This is a genomic window from Roseateles sp. P4_D2 (assembly GCF_056401875.1).
Window position 1 is genome coordinate 121,865 of the sequence record NZ_JBFUIM010000003.1, and the last position, 15,774, is coordinate 137,638.

Annotated in this window: 17 protein-coding genes; 12 read left to right on the forward strand and 5 right to left on the reverse strand. The window is 68.5% G+C overall.

All coding sequences use genetic code 11. From position 1 onward, the window contains the following. Positions 1 to 14 precede the first annotated feature (14 nt). Positions 15 to 890: a PEP-CTERM sorting domain-containing protein gene (locus tag AC1DW0_RS06435; protein WP_457391102.1), complete on the reverse strand. Its 876-nt coding sequence runs from the start codon at positions 888 to 890 to the stop codon at positions 15 to 17. 177 nt (positions 891 to 1,067) lie between these two features. On the opposite strand from AC1DW0_RS06435, the gene AC1DW0_RS06440 reads away from it, so the two are divergent. The 7 genes from AC1DW0_RS06440 (at position 1,068) to upp (ending at position 5,732) form a co-directional block, all read left to right on the forward strand. Further along, positions 1,068 to 1,514: a helix-turn-helix domain-containing protein gene (locus AC1DW0_RS06440; protein ID WP_457391100.1), complete on the forward strand. Its 447-nt coding sequence runs from the start codon at positions 1,068 to 1,070 to the stop codon at positions 1,512 to 1,514. A 183-nt stretch (positions 1,515 to 1,697) separates the two neighbouring features. Then, entirely contained in the window at positions 1,698 to 2,309 is a 612-nt protein-coding gene (locus tag AC1DW0_RS06445; protein ID WP_477945197.1) for a DUF4124 domain-containing protein, read from the forward strand. Between the two features lie 118 nt (positions 2,310 to 2,427). Then, positions 2,428 to 2,793, forward strand: coding sequence for a hypothetical protein (locus AC1DW0_RS06450; protein WP_477945198.1), 366 nt, complete (start codon positions 2,428 to 2,430; stop codon positions 2,791 to 2,793). Positions 2,794 to 2,799: 6 nt separating this feature from the next. Continuing rightward, positions 2,800 to 3,522, forward strand: a complete 723-nt coding sequence (locus AC1DW0_RS06455) for an acetyltransferase domain-containing protein (protein WP_457391097.1) — start codon at positions 2,800 to 2,802, stop codon at positions 3,520 to 3,522. Beyond that, the gene (locus tag AC1DW0_RS06460; protein WP_457391095.1) at positions 3,522 to 4,313 is read left to right on the forward strand and encodes a polysaccharide deacetylase family protein; all 792 of its coding nucleotides are present in this window, start codon (positions 3,522 to 3,524) and stop codon (positions 4,311 to 4,313) included. Before AC1DW0_RS06455 ends, AC1DW0_RS06460 begins: the two co-directional genes overlap by 1 nt. A gap of 15 nt (positions 4,314 to 4,328) precedes the next feature. After that, a complete protein-coding gene (rlmB, locus tag AC1DW0_RS06465) occupies positions 4,329 to 5,066 on the forward strand; it encodes a 23S rRNA (guanosine(2251)-2'-O)-methyltransferase RlmB (RefSeq protein ID WP_056196486.1) in 738 nt (245 codons plus the stop codon). Between the two features lie 33 nt (positions 5,067 to 5,099). Then, the gene (gene upp / locus AC1DW0_RS06470; protein WP_056196489.1) at positions 5,100 to 5,732 is read left to right on the forward strand and encodes a uracil phosphoribosyltransferase; all 633 of its coding nucleotides are present in this window, start codon (positions 5,100 to 5,102) and stop codon (positions 5,730 to 5,732) included. Between the two features lie 3 nt (positions 5,733 to 5,735). On the opposite strand, the gene AC1DW0_RS06475 is transcribed toward upp, so the two are convergent. Then, positions 5,736 to 6,917, reverse strand: a complete 1,182-nt coding sequence (locus tag AC1DW0_RS06475; RefSeq protein ID WP_477945199.1) for an aminotransferase class III-fold pyridoxal phosphate-dependent enzyme — start codon at positions 6,915 to 6,917, stop codon at positions 5,736 to 5,738. 93 nt (positions 6,918 to 7,010) lie between these two features. On the opposite strand from AC1DW0_RS06475, the gene AC1DW0_RS06480 reads away from it, so the two are divergent. After that, positions 7,011 to 7,988, forward strand: a complete 978-nt coding sequence (locus tag AC1DW0_RS06480; protein ID WP_477945200.1) for a GlxA family transcriptional regulator — start codon at positions 7,011 to 7,013, stop codon at positions 7,986 to 7,988. Between the two features lie 112 nt (positions 7,989 to 8,100). After that, positions 8,101 to 8,565 carry a hypothetical protein gene (locus AC1DW0_RS06485; protein ID WP_056196495.1) on the forward strand — a complete coding sequence of 155 codons (465 nt, stop codon included), beginning with the start codon at positions 8,101 to 8,103 and terminating at the stop codon, positions 8,563 to 8,565. 4 nt (positions 8,566 to 8,569) lie between these two features. Here AC1DW0_RS06485 and AC1DW0_RS06490 read toward each other — a convergent pair whose 3' ends face one another. Genes AC1DW0_RS06490 through AC1DW0_RS06500 form a run of 3 tightly spaced genes read right to left on the reverse strand, consistent with a single transcriptional unit; the run spans position 8,570 to position 10,691 of the window. Next, positions 8,570 to 9,112 (reverse strand): chromate transporter, encoded by a 543-nt coding sequence (locus AC1DW0_RS06490; protein ID WP_056196499.1) that lies wholly within the window; start codon positions 9,110 to 9,112, stop codon positions 8,570 to 8,572. Next, a complete protein-coding gene (locus tag AC1DW0_RS06495; RefSeq protein ID WP_477945201.1) occupies positions 9,109 to 9,660 on the reverse strand; it encodes a chromate transporter in 552 nt (183 codons plus the stop codon). The genes AC1DW0_RS06490 and AC1DW0_RS06495 overlap by 4 nt, the downstream gene beginning before the upstream one ends. A 23-nt stretch (positions 9,661 to 9,683) precedes the next feature. After that, positions 9,684 to 10,691, reverse strand: a complete 1,008-nt coding sequence (locus AC1DW0_RS06500; RefSeq protein ID WP_457322584.1) for a D-2-hydroxyacid dehydrogenase family protein — start codon at positions 10,689 to 10,691, stop codon at positions 9,684 to 9,686. Positions 10,692 to 10,771: 80 nt separating this feature from the next. Here AC1DW0_RS06500 and AC1DW0_RS06505 point away from each other — a divergent pair, with 80 nt between their 5' ends. The 3 genes from AC1DW0_RS06505 (at position 10,772) to AC1DW0_RS06515 (ending at position 15,708) form a co-directional block, all read left to right on the forward strand. Next, the gene (locus tag AC1DW0_RS06505; RefSeq protein ID WP_457356429.1) at positions 10,772 to 11,281 is read left to right on the forward strand and encodes a DUF1993 domain-containing protein; all 510 of its coding nucleotides are present in this window, start codon (positions 10,772 to 10,774) and stop codon (positions 11,279 to 11,281) included. A 299-nt stretch (positions 11,282 to 11,580) separates the two neighbouring features. Then, positions 11,581 to 13,335 carry an O-linked N-acetylglucosamine transferase, SPINDLY family protein gene (locus AC1DW0_RS06510; protein WP_477945202.1) on the forward strand — a complete coding sequence of 585 codons (1,755 nt, stop codon included), beginning with the start codon at positions 11,581 to 11,583 and terminating at the stop codon, positions 13,333 to 13,335. Further along, complete coding sequence (locus AC1DW0_RS06515; protein ID WP_457391088.1) at positions 13,336 to 15,708, forward strand: type I secretion system permease/ATPase; 2,373 nt, start codon at positions 13,336 to 13,338, stop codon at positions 15,706 to 15,708. It abuts the gene before it with no gap. Positions 15,709 to 15,774: the final 66 nt, after the last annotated feature.

Sequence of the window (15,774 nt, forward strand, 5' to 3'; positions counted from 1 at the left end):
TCCCGGGCGCGCGCTTAAGCCCGGGGCCGCTTCACCCGGCGAGAACTCAGGCCCGCCACGAGCGCCGCCAGAGTCAGCGCCAAGCTGGCGGGCTCGGGCAGCCGGCTGTAGAAGGTGTGGTCTGTCACGCCGAAACCTCTGCCCGAGTAGTTGCTGCCCTGGTAGCCGCTGCTCTCGTCAAAGGTGAAGGCGGTGGTGCTGAAGTAAAGGCCGTCGACGCCCGCGATGCGGCCATTGAGGATGTCCACCGCCTGGCCCGGCAGGAAGCGGGAGCGCAGCGCCGCGAGCGAGTCGGCACCGCTGTGCGTGTACTCGCCGATGTCGTAGAGCGCGTACATGTGATCGTTGGCGTCGATGCGGCCATCGCCGCTGGTGTCGAACCAGAAGTCGAGGAAAGGAATTTCCTCGCCGCCGTAAGCCAGGGCCAGGAAATGGAAGATGCTCTGCTGAACGTATTTGCCGGTGGCCGGGTCCTTGTAGAGCACCTCGAACTTCTGATCGTGCTCGGCGCCGCTCCAGATGTCGTCCGGCCCACCGGCCCCACCGCCTGCGCCGCCAGGGTTGCCAACGGCACGGGTGTGGTTGACGACATCGCAGAGCGTCAACGTCTTGGCGGCGTCGGGGATGTCGCGCTTGCCGCTTTGCCCGCCCGCCGCGATTTCTCCGACGTGATCCGAGGCGACGATGGTGCCGCCGTTTCGGCGATCCGTGTAGTTGATGGTGAAGTCCAGCGCCGTGCGGGTGTAGTTGTGCTCGATCACATAGGCGTTGCGCTGGCTGCAGTCATTGCTGTTGGCCTCGGGGCCGGTGTCGGCCAGCGCGGGCAGCACGAGAGCCAGAAGCGGCAAGGCAATCCACCGATGGCTGCTGCGGGTGTGAGGACAGGGCATGGTGTGTCTCCTTGGAGGTAGGCACCGATCGCAACGCCTATATTGGCTGTTGTCAGAAGGCGTGCCCTTGCCGGCTGATTCCTCCGGTAGCGAGCATCGAACGTGCCAGTTGCCGACTCCAGACGGAAGCGTCAGAAGGCATGTCGCACGCCGGGCGCCATGCCCGGGAGGTATTTCATGACCCAACTGCCCGACGCGGCGCTCGATGCGCTGCGGCAGATGTTGCGAATCGGATCCGATCGATCGGCCCAGGAGCAGGCGCTGCACCGTCTGCATTGCGTTTGCCTGGTGGCCTGCGGGCGCAGCTGCTCGGAGGTTGCGGCATGGTTTGGCGACAGCCCCCGCAGCCTGCAGCGCTGGGTTCGGCATTTCCGTGGGGCCGCCATCACGCCGGTGGCAGAGCGTCCGCCGGGGCGGCCGCCGCGGCTAACGGGCGTGAAGTCGCTGGAAGTGGCTGCTGAGCTTCGTATACCGCCCGGTGGCTGCGGTTACGCCAAAGGGCGATGGGATGGGAAGCTGCTGCAACAGCATCTGCGGGAGCATCACGGCGTCTGCCTGAGCTTGCGCCAGTGCCAGCGCACCTTGCACGATGTCTTGGCAAAGCCAGCGCCCCCGAGCGCCTGACATTGCGTCAATGTTCTGTCGTGTCCGGTGCCCACCGGGAGGTCGTGGCCTTGGCACTTGACTTCGACTGTAAAGAACATCGACAGGGCAGCGCGTCGCATCCAGCGCCTGGCCTGTCGGCGCATGGTCCGGTGGTGCGTTATGCGAGGATCGACTTCAAAGGGATGGTTTGAGATGCGGCGAGTGAGTTCGTGCTTGGGGTTGGCGATTGGCCTTGCGCTGCTGCCTTTTGGCGCTGGCGCGCAGCAGGTCTGGAAGTGCGAGCTGAACGGTCAGGTGCGCTTCAGCGACAAGCCCTGCCCGGGCAGCGGCCAGCCGGTAGCCGAGCGCAGCCTGCAGCCCAATGTCGTCGAGAGCCTCAAGCCGGAGTTGATCCGCGCCACCATGGGAGCAGCGTCCGCGGCTTCGGCGCCCATCGCGACGGCGGGCAATGCCTGCCCCGGTGACGGCGAGATTCGTGGCATGGAAGTCCGCGCCAATTCGACGACGCTGGGCGATGCGGAACGCCAGTTCCTGCAGGACGAGGTGCGCCGCGTGCGCCAGTGCCGCGCCGGGCAGGGGCGCTATCGCGAGGCCGACTGGGTCATCAGCCGCGAGGCCCAGGCGGCGCAGACGCAGCTGAGCGATCGCGCCCGCTATGACGCGCGCCTTCGCGCCGAGGCGATGCACAGTGCGGCCGACCCCGACGAGGGTGACCGCATCAACCGCCGCCGCATCGCCGAGGAGAAGATGCAGCATCGCCAGCAGCAGCAACGGCAAAGAATTCAAAACCCCGCCTCCGCGCCGACGTCCTAGCGCTCACCCGTGGGGGCACGGCGTTTGCCGATGGTCTGCGCGCAGTCGGCGCGCTGCCGGGGCTGCGTGGAGATCCACGATGAAGCGCTTGGCTGCAGGGTTGGGAATGTGTCTGGCAATGTGGCTGACATGCGGCGGTGCTTGGGCGCAGCAGGTCTGGCGGTGTGAAGTGGACGGGCAGGTGCGCTACACCGACCAGCCCTGCGAGAAGAGTGGTGTGCCCCTGCCGGCGCGCAACCTGCAACCGAATGGGGTGGAGATCCCCAGCCCCGCCGCCTCGCCAGCGTCCGACGTGCCGGCTTCGGCGCGCCCCGCCGAAAACGCCGCCAGCCAGCCACCGCTGGCACCGCCGCCTCGCCGTGCTGCCAGGGCGCGTGGCGCGCGCGGGCCGCAGTTCGCGATGCAGGGGCTGATGCAGACCGATTTCGTGCAGCGGGGCTATGTGCCGAGGCGTCAGAATCCGGCGTCCTCGCCGACTCCCTAGCCCTGCATGCCCACGGCCGCCGCCGACAAATCGCCCCCCCGTTCCGATCGCCTCGACGCCCTGCGCGGCCTGGCCATCGTCTGGATGGCCGCGTTCCACTTCGGTTTCGACCTGAACCACTTCGGCTGGATCCGCCAGGACTTCTACCGCGACCCGGTCTGGACCTGGCAGCGCATCTGCATCGTCAGCCTCTTCCTGTTCTGCGCCGGCGGCGGCCAGGCCCTTGCGGTGCTGGCGGGGCAGGGCGCTGGCCGCTTCTGGAAGCGTTGGAGCCAGGTAGCTGGCTGCGCGGCGTTGGTCTCGCTGGGCTCGTGGTTCATGTTCCCCAACAGCTGGATCAGCTTTGGCGTGCTGCATGGCATCGCGGTGATGTTGCTGCTGCTGCGCATGGGCCTGAGCCGGTTGCCGAACGCGGCGCTGCTGGTGCTGGCGGCGCTGGCCATTGCGGCGCCGCGGCTGGTGCAGCTGGCCTTCTTCGACACGCGTTGGACCAACTGGGTCGGCCTCGTCACCCACAAGCCCATCACCGAGGACTATGTGCCGGTGCTGCCGTGGCTGGGCGTCATGCTGCTCGGCTTTGTCGTCACGCGTGCCTGGCCCGGCCTCTGGGCCGGCAGCGCGCCGCGGCCGCTGGCTGTGCTGGGGCGTTGGTCACTGAGTTTCTACATGGTTCATCAGCCGGTGTTGATCGGCGTGCTGATGGTTGTTCAAGTGCTGAAAGGATCGTGATGCGGGCACTGCTTCTGGCCGCCGCTGGCCTGATGATGAGCTGGACCGTCCAGGCGGCGCCCTTCGTGTGGCCGAACGGCGCGCAGGCGGCCGTCAGCCTGGGCTATGACGACGCGCTGGACAGCCAGCTCGATCATGTCGTGCCGGCGCTGAACAAGCGCGGCCTGAGGGCGAGTTTCTACATTCCCATCAACGGGCCGACGCTGCCCGGCCGGCAGAACGAATGGAAGGCCGCCGCCGCGGCGGGCCACGAGCTCGGCAACCACAGCCTCTTTCACGGCTGCTCGGCCAAAGGCCCCGGCCGCGAGTGGGTGCAGCCGCAGCGCGACCTGGAGCGCCAGATGCCGGCCCAGGTGCAGGAGCAGGTCATCGCCGCCAACACCTGGCTGCAAGCGCTGGACGGCAAGGCCCGCCGCACGTTCACGCCCCCGTGCCTGGACATGCAGGCCGGCGGCCAGGATTTCGTCGCGGCACTGAAGCCGCATTTCGTCGCCTACCGGGCTGCCGGCCCGGCCATGGCTACCGATGCTGCCGCGCTCGACCCCTATGCCATGCCGGTCTATTTCGTCGAGGGCTGGAGCGGCGAGCAACTGATCGCCCTGGTCGAAAAGGCGGCGGCCCAGCATGCGCTGGTGTCGCTGCTCTTTCACGGCGTGGGTGCAGAACACCTGAGCGTCACGCGTCAAGCGCATGACCAGTTGCTGGACCATCTGGCCAAGAACAAGGCGCGCTTCTGGACTGACAGCTTTGTGAACGTCATGGAGAACGCGAGGAAGCAGGCCGGCCGCTGAACCGACAATGCGGCCATGAGCTCCCCCAAGTCCGTCCTGTTCGGCTTCCACGCCGTCACCGTCCGCCTCAAGACCCATCCGGCCTCGGTCGCCGAGGTCCATTTCGACCCTTCCCGGCGCGACCAGCGCATGCGCGCCTTCGTCGAGCGTGCCAAGGAGGCCGGCGCCAAGCTGGTGGAGAGCAACGACGAGCGTCTGAGCCAGATCGCCGGCAGCCCGCGCCACCAGGGCGTCGTGGCCCGGGTGCAGGCGCTGGCCCAGCTCCATTCGCTGGACGATGTGCTGGACGCGGTGGAAGGCCCGCCGCTGGTGCTGGTGCTGGACGGCGTGACCGACCCGCACAACCTCGGTGCCTGCCTGCGCGTGGCCGATGGCGCTGGCGCCCATGCCGTCGTCGCCCCCAAGGACCGCGCCGTAGGCCTGAACGCCACGGTGGCCAAGGTGGCCAGCGGCGCGGCCGAGACCGTGCCCTATCTGATGGTCACCAACCTGGCACGGACCTTGAATGAGCTGAAGGAACGCGACATCTGGGTGGTCGGCACCTCCGACCAGGCCGAGCGCTCCATCTACGACTTGGACCTGAAGCGCCCGGTGGCCTTCGTGCTGGGCGCGGAAGGTGAGGGCATGCGCCAGCTGACGGCCAAGACCTGCGACGAACTGGTGCGCATCCCGATGGCCGGCGCCGTCGAAAGCCTGAACGTGTCGGTAGCGTCCGGGGTTTGCCTCTACGAGGCCCTTCGTCAACGTCGATAATTCTGACTATTCAGAAAAAATAGGAAGCCCGCCATGGCCGTCATCGAAGTCAAGCACCCCCTCGTCAAGCACAAGATCGGCCTGATGCGCGAGGTCGACATCTCGACGAAGAAGTTCCGCGAGCTGACCGGCGAGGTGGCGCGGCTGCTCTGCTACGAGGCGACGGCCGACTTCCCGCTGGAGAAGACGACGATCAACTGCTGGAGCGGCCCCGCCGAGATCGACCAGATCGCGGGCCGCAAGGTCACCGTCGTGCCCATCCTGCGCGCCGGCCTGGGCATGCTGGACGGTGTGCTGGACATCCTGCCCAACGCCAAGGTCTCGGTCGTGGGCCTGGCGCGCGATCACGAGACGCTCAAGCCGGTGAACTACTTCGACAAGTTCGTGGGCAACCTCGACGCCCGCACGGCGCTGATCATCGACCCCATGCTGGCCACGGCCGGCAGCATGATCGCCACCGTCGACCTGCTGAAGGCCCGCGGCTGCAAGGACGTGCGCGCCCTGGTGCTGGTGGCTGCCCCCGAGGGCGTGAAGGCCCTGCAAGCGGCCCATCCCGATGTGCGGTGCTGGACGGCGGCCATCGACAGTCACCTGAACGATGTCGGATACATCATCCCGGGCCTGGGCGACGCGGGCGACAAGATCTTCGGGACCACGCAGGGCTGAACCTCAACCCAGCACCTCGCGCAGCGCCCGGCGCAGCAGCGCCAGCCCCTCGTCCATCTCGGCCGCGCTGATGTTCAGCGCCGGCATCAGTCGAATGAGGTGAGGGCGGGGCGCATTGAGCAGCAACCCTACCGGCTCCAGCGCCTGGGCGGCCGCCACCACCTCGCCCGCGACGTCTGACGGCAGCACCAGTGCCCGCAGCAGCCCGAGGCCGCGCTCGCCCAGCAAGCCGTGATCGCGCGCGACGGCCTGCAGCCCGACGGACAACTGCGCCGCACGCTCGCGCACACCGGCCAGGAACTCCTCGCGGCAGACCTCGTTGACCACGGCAAGCCCCACCGCCGCCATCAGCGGGTTGCCGCAGAAGGTGCCGCCCTGGTCGCCGGGCAGGAAGCAGTTGAACGCCTCCTTGCACAGCAAGGCCGCCAGCGGCACGCCGCCACCCAGGCCCTTGGCCAGCGTCATCACGTCGGGTTCGATGCCGAAGTGCTCGTAGGCGAAGGCATGCCCGCAGCGACCGATGCCGGTCTGCACCTCGTCGGCGATCAGCAGCACGCCGCGTTCGGCCGTCAGCGCGCGCAGCTCGCGCACGAAGCCCGGGTCGGCCACAACGACGCCCGCCTCGCCCTGCACGAATTCGATCATCACGGCCGCCGTGAGTGGCGTCATTGCGCGCTCCACCGATGCGATGTCGTTGAGCCGCGCCTTCACGAAGCCGCCGGGCATGGGCGGGTAGATCTCGCCCCAGCCCGGCTTGCCCGAAGCGCTCATCATCGCCAGCGTGCGGCCGTGGAAAGCCTGCTCGAAGCCGATGATCTCGTTGGCGCCGCTGCGCATGCTGCTGCCCCAGCGCCGCGCGAGCTTCACCGCGCCCTCGTTGGCCTCGGCGCCCGAGCTGGCGAGGAAGACACGGTCGAAGCAGCTTGAATCCACGAGGCGCCCGGCCAGGTCCAGCAGCGGGCGGTTGTAGTAGGCGGGGCTGGGGTTCAGCAGCCGCTGCGACTGCGCCAGCAGGGCCTGCGTGATGAGGGCCGGGCTGTGGCCCAGGCTGTTGACGGCCCAGCCCTGCACGAGGTCGAGGTGGCGCTTGCCGCCCTCGTCGGTCAGCCAGGCGCCCTGGCCCGAGACGAAAACCGTGTCGGGGCGGCGGGTGATGGTGATGAGGTCGTGTCCGGGGTCGGTCATGGTGGGTGCTTCGTGGTCCATGGGCAGCAGTTTGTGTGGGTTGGCCCATGGCCGCCATGACGCAGTTCCCACCTTTCCTGCCATCATGTCGGCATGACCTGCCGCATCGCCTTCGTGCTCTTCCCGGGTTTCCAGCAGTTCGACCTGGCCGGGCCTATGGCGGTGTTCGAGCTCGCCCGCCTGGCGCGGCCGGGCAGCTACGACTGGCGGCTGGTGGCGAGTGCGCCGCCTGCCGTGCACAGTTCGGCCGGCGTGGCCTGGCCGGTGCAGGGGCTGCCGCGCCATCTGGGAGATCTCGACCTGGTCATGGTGATCGGCGGCGATGGCGTGGACGCCGCCTGCCGCGACGGCCGCCTCATTGCCTGGCTGCGCAGGGCCAGCAAATCGGGCGCGCGCGTAGCCAGCATCTGCAGCGGCAGCCTCGTGCTGGCCGCCGCCGGCCTGCTGGATGAGCGCACGGCCACGACGCATTGGTCACGCAGCCGGCAGTTCGCCAGCGACTTTCCCGCCGTGCGCCTGCAGCCCGACCGCATCTACGTCCGCGAGCCCGCAGTCCGCCAGCTTGGCCTGCCGGAACTCTGGACGAGCGCCGGCATGACCGCCGGCATCGACCTCTGCCTGGCACTGCTGGCCCACGATCATGGCGAAGACCTCGCACGGGAGGCCGCGCGCCAGCTCGTCGTGGAGCGGCGGCGGCCCGGCGGGCAGTCGCAGTTCTCGCCGCTGCTGGACCTGCAGCGCCCCGACGGCCGTTTCGGCGCGCTGCTGGACGAGGTGCGGCGCGACCTGAAGCGCGATCACCGCGTGGACGAGTTGGCCGCCCGGGCCTGCATGAGCCCACGGCATTTCGCGCGCTGTTTTCACGCCGAGACGGGCGCCACGCCCGCGCAGGCGGTCGAGCGGCTGCGCGTGGAAGCGGCGCGCGCGGCGTTGGAGGGCGGCTCGGCGTCGGTGTTGCGCGTGTCGCTGGAATGCGGCTTCGGCAGTACCGAGCGCATGCGGCGCGCCTTCCTGCGGCTGCTGGGCCGACCGCCGGCAGCGTTTCGGCCGGGTGGCGTCGGCGCAGGGTGAACTTTCACCAGCGCGGGGCTGATCCCTGCGGGCGCTGCCTTGCGTCAGTACAGGCAGGCAAGCCATTCCTGGCGAGCCCTCGATCTGATTCAACTGACTCAAGGAGCCCATCATGGCCACGCTTTCCACCCCCACCATCACCCTCGGCGCCGTCAATGGCAGCAAGCGCGACGTGACCGTCGCCGGCACGATGACCTTCGACGCGAGCGATGTCGGCCGCACTTATCGGCTGGAGATCGAGCTTTTCGGCGAAGACCTCGCCGGCGACCATCTGCCCTCCGGCGACGGCGGTGCCGACGACCTGATCAGCACCTTCACCTGGCTGGCCGGCGGCCTGCTGCTGCGCCCCTACAAGGCCGTCTCGGTGCTGGCCGCGGGCAGCGTCAACTACTCCGAGAAGCGCGCCATCGACACCGCCAAGCTCGACGAGGACGCCGGCACCGAGATCGTCGGCTGGGCCGATATCCACACGCCCATCATCATGCCGCGCTCCGACGAGGTCTATGCGCAGGTGACGCTGGGCATGTCCCCCGTCAGCAAGCGCTCGGTGACCACGCAGGCCGGCCTGGGCGTCTGAGAACTCAGACGAGACCCAGCGCGCCCAGCACGCCACCGCCGAGCACCATCCAGACGAGGCCCAGCCTCGTCCTCAGCGTCAGCAGCACGGTGACGGCAATCATCGCCAGCGTGCTCCAGCGGTGCTCGTCGGCGCGCAGGAAAGGCAGGGCCAGCAGCCAGCCCGTGGCGATGATCAGCCCCAGCGTCAGCGGCATCATGCCGGCCGAGAAGGCGCGCAGCACGATGTGCTCGCGGTTGGCGCGGGCCCAGCGCGTGGCCGTCACGGTCAGCACGCTGGACGGCAGCATGATGCCGGCCATCGCAGCCGCCGCGCCCGTCAGGCCGGCCACGTTGTAGCCCAGCACCGCGACGAACAGGATGTTGGGACCTGGCGCCGCCTGTGCCAGGGCGATGGACGACGTGAAGTCGGTATCGCTCAGCCAGCCGGTCTTGTCGACCAGGTAGCGGTGCATTTCGGGCACCGTCGTGATGGCGCCGCCGATGGACAGCAGCGACAGCGTCAGGAAATGCAGGAAGAGGCCGAGAAGATCGACGGGCGTTGTCATGGCCGCGTTCTCCACCAGGCCAGGAACATGCCGCCGCCGCCTAGCAGGGCCAGCACATTGACCAGCGGCCAGCGCAGCAGCCCGATCAGCACGAAAGCCGTCAAGGCCAGGCCCAGGGCGAGCGGCAGCCCCAACGGGCTCTTCTTGAGTGCCGGCAGCAGCTTGATGCCGGTGGCCAGGATCAGTCCGGCCGACACCGCGCCCATGCCGCGCAGCGCATTGATGGCCATGGGGTGGCGGGCCAGCTGGCCAAAGGCGGCAGCCAGGGCCAGCACGATGATCGCGGGCGCCACCAGCATGCCGGCCAGCGCCACGACGGCGCCTCGCAGGCCAAAGAAGCGGTCGCCGATCATCATGGACAGGTTGACCACATTGGGCCCGGGTAGCACCTGGGCGATGGCCAGGGTCTCGACGAACTCCTCCTTGCTCATCCAGTGATGGTGCTCGACCAGTTCGCGCTGGGCTATCGCCAGCACGCCGCCAAAGCCCTGCAGGGCCAGCCTTGAGAACGCCAGGAAGAGTTCCGTCAGGGATTCGGGACGGTTCAAGGCCGCTTCCTCAGCGCTGGACTTCAGCGCAGGACCTTCAGTGCGTCCGGGTTGACGATATTCGTCGGCTGCTGATTGATGAAGTTCAGCACGTTGTCGAAAGCCGCGTCGAAATAGAGCTCGTAGCTGTCCTGCTCCACATAGCCGATGTGCGGCGTGCAGACGGCGTTCTCCAGCCGCAGCAGCGGGTGGCCTTGCAGGATGGGTTCGCTCTCGAAGACGTCGATGGCGGCCATGCCGGGCCGGCCGCGGTTCAGTGCCGACACCAGCGCGCCCTCGACGGCCAGTTCGGCCCGTGAGGTGTTGACGAACAGCGCCGTCGGTTTCATCCGGGCCAGGTCTTCGGATGTGACGATGCCGCGCGTGGCGTCGCACAGGCGCAGGTGCACGGACAGCACGTCGGCCTCGGCGAAGAAGGCCTCGCGGCTGGGGGCGGCCTGGTAGCCATCGGCCTCGGCGCGCAGGCGCGAGGCCTCGCTGCCCCAGACCATGACCTTCATGCCGAAGGCGCGTCCATAGCCGGCCACGAGCTGGCCGATCTTGCCGTAGCCCCAGATGCCCAGCGTCTTGCCGCGCAGCACCATGCCGACCCCGAAATTGGCCGGCATGGACGCAGCCTTCAGCCCGGCCTGCTGCCAGGCGCCATGTTTCAGGTTGCCGATGTATTGCGGCAACCGTCTCATGGAGGCCATGATCAGCGCCCAGGTCAGCTCGGCCGGCGCCACCGGACTGCCGACGCCCTCGGCCACGGCAATTCCTAAGCGCGTGCAGGCCTCGACGTCGATGTGGCTGCCAACCCGGCCGGTCTGGGAGATCAGCTTGAGTTTTGGGAGCTTCTCGAGCAACTGGCGCGGGAAGGTCGTGCGCTCGCGGATCAGCACCAGCACCTCGGCATCGCGCAGCCGCACGGACAGCTGGCCGATGCCCTTGACCGTGTTGGTGAAGACCTTGGCGTTGAGGGGCTCCAACTTCGCCGCGCAACGCAGCTTGCGCACGGCGTCTTGGTAGTCGTCCAGGATGATCACGTTCATAGCTGCAGGGGATTGTGCACGGTGCTCAGCAGGGGTCAGGGTTGCATGGCTACCATCGCTTTCCCTCAAGGAGACACCCGATGACCCCGATTTCCATGCACGCCGCGAGCGCGCCGGCATTCGCCAAGATGCTGGGCAATATGCTGACCTGGCTGGAGGCCGCCAAGGCCCATGCCGAAACCAGGAAGTTCTCGACCGACGTCTACCTGACGTTGCGCCTGGCGCCCGACATGCTGCCCTTCACCAAGCAGATCCAGATCGCCAGCGATGCCGCCAAGGGCTGCGTGGCCCGCCTGGGCGGCCAGGAGATCCCGAAGTACGAGGACAACGAAGCCACGCTGGACGAGCTGGCCGAGCGCATCAAGAAGACCCGCGACTTTGTGCTGTCCGTGCCCGCCGAGGCCTTCGCCGGCAGCGAGGAGCGCGAGATCGTCATCCCGCGCCGCAGCGGTGACCCGCTGAAGTTCGATGGCTCGACCTATCTGCGGCATTTCGCCCTGCCCAACTTCTATTTCCACGCGACAACCACTTACGCGCTGTTGCGCCATGCCGGCGTGCCGCTGGGCAAGTCGGACTATTTGGGTGGCTGAGCGGGGACCGAAGACAGGCCACTACGGCCTGTCTGACGCCTCGCGAAGGCCCTGCCGCCTGCCCGCGGCGGGGCATGATTCCCCAGTTTGAGGTGCCCGGGGCGGGAAATGCTGCGCAATCCGCAGCCTATTCCCCGTGCCCAACCTGGCGGCGCGGCTTGAAAATCGGCGGAACATCCGATCACACCGCCCGCCGCATGGACATGTCGACGCCTCCCGCTGCCCCGCCCCAAGGTATTGCCCTTCTCGAGCAATGGCTTGGCTTGGCCCGCAGCGGCCAATGGCCTTTGCCCCAGGTCATGGAGGCCGCTTCGCGCCTGCAGGCGGCCGGCGCCCTGGACGCGGCCGCGCTGCTCTACCAGAACTGGGTCGGCGCCACCGCGTCGCCGCTGCGCCATGTGGCCTGTTTCAACTGGGGTGCCGTCCTGGGCGAACTGCGCCGCCATGAGGAGGCGGAGACCGTCTACCGCATGGCGCTGGAGCAGGCACCGGCCTTCGCCCAGGCGCGCCTGAACCTCGGCCACCAGCTGGAGCACCAGGGGCGCATGGAAGAGGCGCTGGCCGAATGGCGCACCGTCTACGACAACGAGGCGCCCGACGCGCTGGGCACCGACCCGCTGAGCCTGCGCCTGCACGCCTTCAACAACGCCGCCCGCCTGCTGGAGCAGGAGAAGCGCTATGACGAGTCCGAGACGCTGATGCGCCGCTCGCTGGAGCTGGACCCGCGCCAGAGCGACGTCGCCCAGCATTACGTGCACATCCGCCAGAAGCAATGCGCCTGGCCGGTCTACCAGACCTTTGGCGAAGTCACGCACAACCACCTCTTGATGAGCACCTCGCTGCTCGGCATGCTGGACGAGAGCGATGACCCGGCCCTGCAACTGCTGACCGCCCAGCGCTTCGTGCTGGAAAAGGTCACCAAGGTCACCGAGCCACCGCTGCACAAAGGCCGCAAGCGCGAGGGCAAGATCAAGATCGGCTATCTGTCCGGCGATCTGCACATGCATGCCGTCGGCCTGTTGACGGCCGAGCTGTACGAGCTGCACGACAAGAGCAAGTTCGAGATCCACGCCTTCAGCTGGAGCCGCGAGGACGGCACGCCGCTGCGCGCCCGCATCAAGGGGGCGATGGACAGCTACACGCCGCTGCACGGCGTGCCTGACCGCCGCGCCGCAGAGATGATTGCCGAGGCTGGCATCGACGTGCTCGTCGACCTGCAGGGGCTGACCAGCGGCGCGCGCCCCGGCATCCTGGCCTATCGCGGCGCGCCCATCCAGGTCAGCTACCTGGGCCTGCCGGCCACCTCGGCCCTGCCGGGTGTGGACTGGATCCTGGCCGACCGCTTCGTGATGCCGCCGGAGTCGCTGCCGTATCACACCGAAAAACCCATCTACCTGCCGCACTGCTACCAGGTCAGCGACCGTACGCGCGCCGCCAACCCGGCGCCAACGCGCGCCGAGATGGGGTTGCCGGAGGACGGTTTCGTCTTCTGCGCCTTCAACAACAACCACAAGATGAGCGAGCAGGTCTGGCGCTGCTGGATGCACGTGCTGCGCCAGGTGCCCAAGAGCGTGCTGTGGCTGCTGGCCGACAACCCGTTTGCCAAGGCCAACCTGCAGCGCGTTGCGGTGGAAGAGGGCATCGCCCCCGAACGCCTCGTCTTTGCCGGGCGCGCCCAGCCGGCCGACTACCTGGCCCGATTCACGCTGGCCGACCTGTTCCTGGACACCTTTCCCTACAACGCCGGCACCACGGCCAGCGACTGCCTGTGGATGGGCACGCCCATCCTGACCCGCTCGGGCCGCACCTACATCTCGCGCATGGCCGGCAGCCTGCTGACGGCCGTCGGCCTGCCCGACCTGATCACGACGACCATCGAGGAATACGAGCAGCGTGCCGTACAGATCGGCAACCAGCCGGCCCGCGCAGCTTCTTACAAGCGTTACCTGGCGGAGCACGGCCGCAGCTCGCCGCTGTTTGACATCCCGGCCATCGTGCGCGATATAGAGCATGAGTTCGAGCGGCTTGCGCTCGATGCGAGGCAGAAGGCCTAAATGCCGCGTCAGCACGACCCCTTCTTTGACGGCCAGCCGCAGGCGCCGGGCTTGCGCCTGGCCGCCAATGGCGAGCCGGCGCCGCCACCGGACCCGCTGGAGAACCTGAGCAACCAGCCTGCCGGTGACCCGCTGTTGCAGGCCCTGGCCTGGCTGACGCGCCACCACGGCAAGCCGCGCTCGCCCGAGTCGCTGCGCGCTGGCGCGCCGGTGGAAGGGGTTCTCGCGCCCGACGGCGCCATCCGCGTCATGCGCGAGGCGGGCTACAACGCCGGCCTGCTGCGCAAGAGCATCGACGACATCCATGCCCTGCTGCTGCCTGCGGTGCTGCTGCTCAACGGCGGCGACGCCTGCGTGCTGGTGCGCCGCCTGGATGACCCGGCCGCGGTGGCCGCGGGCGCCTGCCGCTATGAAGTGGTCTTCCCCGGCCCCGAAGCCGCCGCCGTGCCGGCCACGACCGCCGAACTGGAGCCCGAGTACAGCGGCTTCATGCTGGCCGTGTCGCCGCAGGAGACCGCCTCGGCCCCGCGCTCGGAGGCGCCGCTGCTGAAGCTGGCCGACAAGGGCCTGGAATCGCATTGGCTGTGGGGCACGCTGAAGCGCTTCACGCCCTATTACCGCGCTTCCATGCTGGCGGCGCTGCTGTCCAACGTGCTGATGCTGGTGTCGGGCCTGGTGACCTCGGTCATCTATGACAAGGTCATTCCCCACCAGGCCATGGTCACGCTGTGGACCCTGGCCGTGGGCGCCTCGGTGGCCCTGGTCTTCGACCTGTTCGCGCGCCAGCTGCGCTCCCACCTCATCGACCTGGCCGGCCGCAAGGCCGACCTCGTCATCGGCGCCAAGCTCTACCGCCAGACCCTCGGGGTGCGCATGGAGCACAAGCCGGCTTCCGCCGGCGCCTATGCCGCCCATCTGGCCCAGGTGGAAATGGTGCGGGAGTTCTTCACCGGCGCCACGCTGTCGGCCCTGTCGGACCTACCCTTCCTGGTCATCTTCATCGGCATGACCTTCGTCATCGGCGGGCCGCTGGGCTGGGTGCTGGTGCTGGCCGTGCCGCTCATCATGGGCCTGTCCTGGGCCATCCAGGGGGCGCTGCGCAAGGCCATGAGCACCAATATGCAGGAGACTGCCGACCTGCACGGAACCCTGGTCGAGTCCCTCGAGGGCCTGGAAGACCTGAAGACGTCGGGCGCCGAGGGCCGCTTCGTGCGCCGCTACGAGCGCACGACGGCCATCGTGGCCGACACGGCCCTGACCTCGCGCGCGCTGTCGAGCTGGAGCATGAACCTGTCCAGCACGCTGCAGCAGGCGGTCAACCTCATCATCCTCATCTGGGGCGTTTACCTGATCCATGACGGCGTCATCTCCGCCGGCGCGCTGATCGGCTCAGTGATGTTCGCCAGCCGCGCCATCGCGCCGCTGGGCAGCCTCGTCAGCCTGGCCACGCGCTACCAGGGTGCTCGCGCCGCCATGATGGCGCTCAACCAGATGATGAATGCGCCGGTCGAGCGTGACAGCAGCCGCAACTACGTGCCGCTGTCCCAGGTCACCGGCAAGGTCGGTCTGCACGACGTCGGCTTCAGCTACCCGCCCCAACCGCAGCACGGCCAGCAGCAGGCGGCCAGCGAGTCGGCGGCGCCCAAGGTGCTGCGCAACGTGACCATGCGCCTGGAGGCCGGCGAGCGCGTCGCCATCCTGGGCCGCATCGGCAGCGGCAAATCCACCATCCTGCGCATGCTCGGCGGCCTCTACCAGCCCACCGAAGGCATGGTCGAGGTCGATGGCATCGATTTGCGCCAGGTCGACCCGGCCGAGTACCGGGCCCGGGTCGGCTTCGTCAGCCAGGAGCCGCGCCTGTTCGTCGGCACATTGCGCGACAACGTGCTGATGGGCCGCGCCCACCTGGACGCGGGCCGCCTCGTCGAGGTGGCCAAGCTGACCGGCCTGGACCGCGTCGTCTCCGGCCATCCGATGGGCTGGGACCTGCCGGTCGGCGAAATGGGCCAGCTGCTGTCCGGCGGCCAGCGCCAGCTCGTGGCCCTGGCCCGGGCCCTGGTCACCAAGCCGCAGATCCTGTTGATGGACGAGCCCACCAGCTCGATGGACGCGCAAAGCGAGATGGCTTTCCTGCGCCAGCTGCGTGACGCAGCCGGCACGGCCACGCTCGTCGTCGTGACCCACCGCCCGGCCGTGCTGGAGCTGGTGCAGCGCATCGCCGTCGTCGATGGCGGCCGTGTCGTCATGGACGGCCCGCGCGACCAGGTGCTGGCGGCGCTGTCCGGCGTGCGCCCGGCCGCGCCCGCGCAGGGCGGCGAGGGCGTACACATGCATCCGTCGGCCCAGCCCGTGCAGCGCAGCGCCAGCGTATGAAGCCCCCACGTTCGTTTCACTCACTGCCCCCCGAGGGGGTGGCAATGCCCTTCGGGCGGCCGAGCG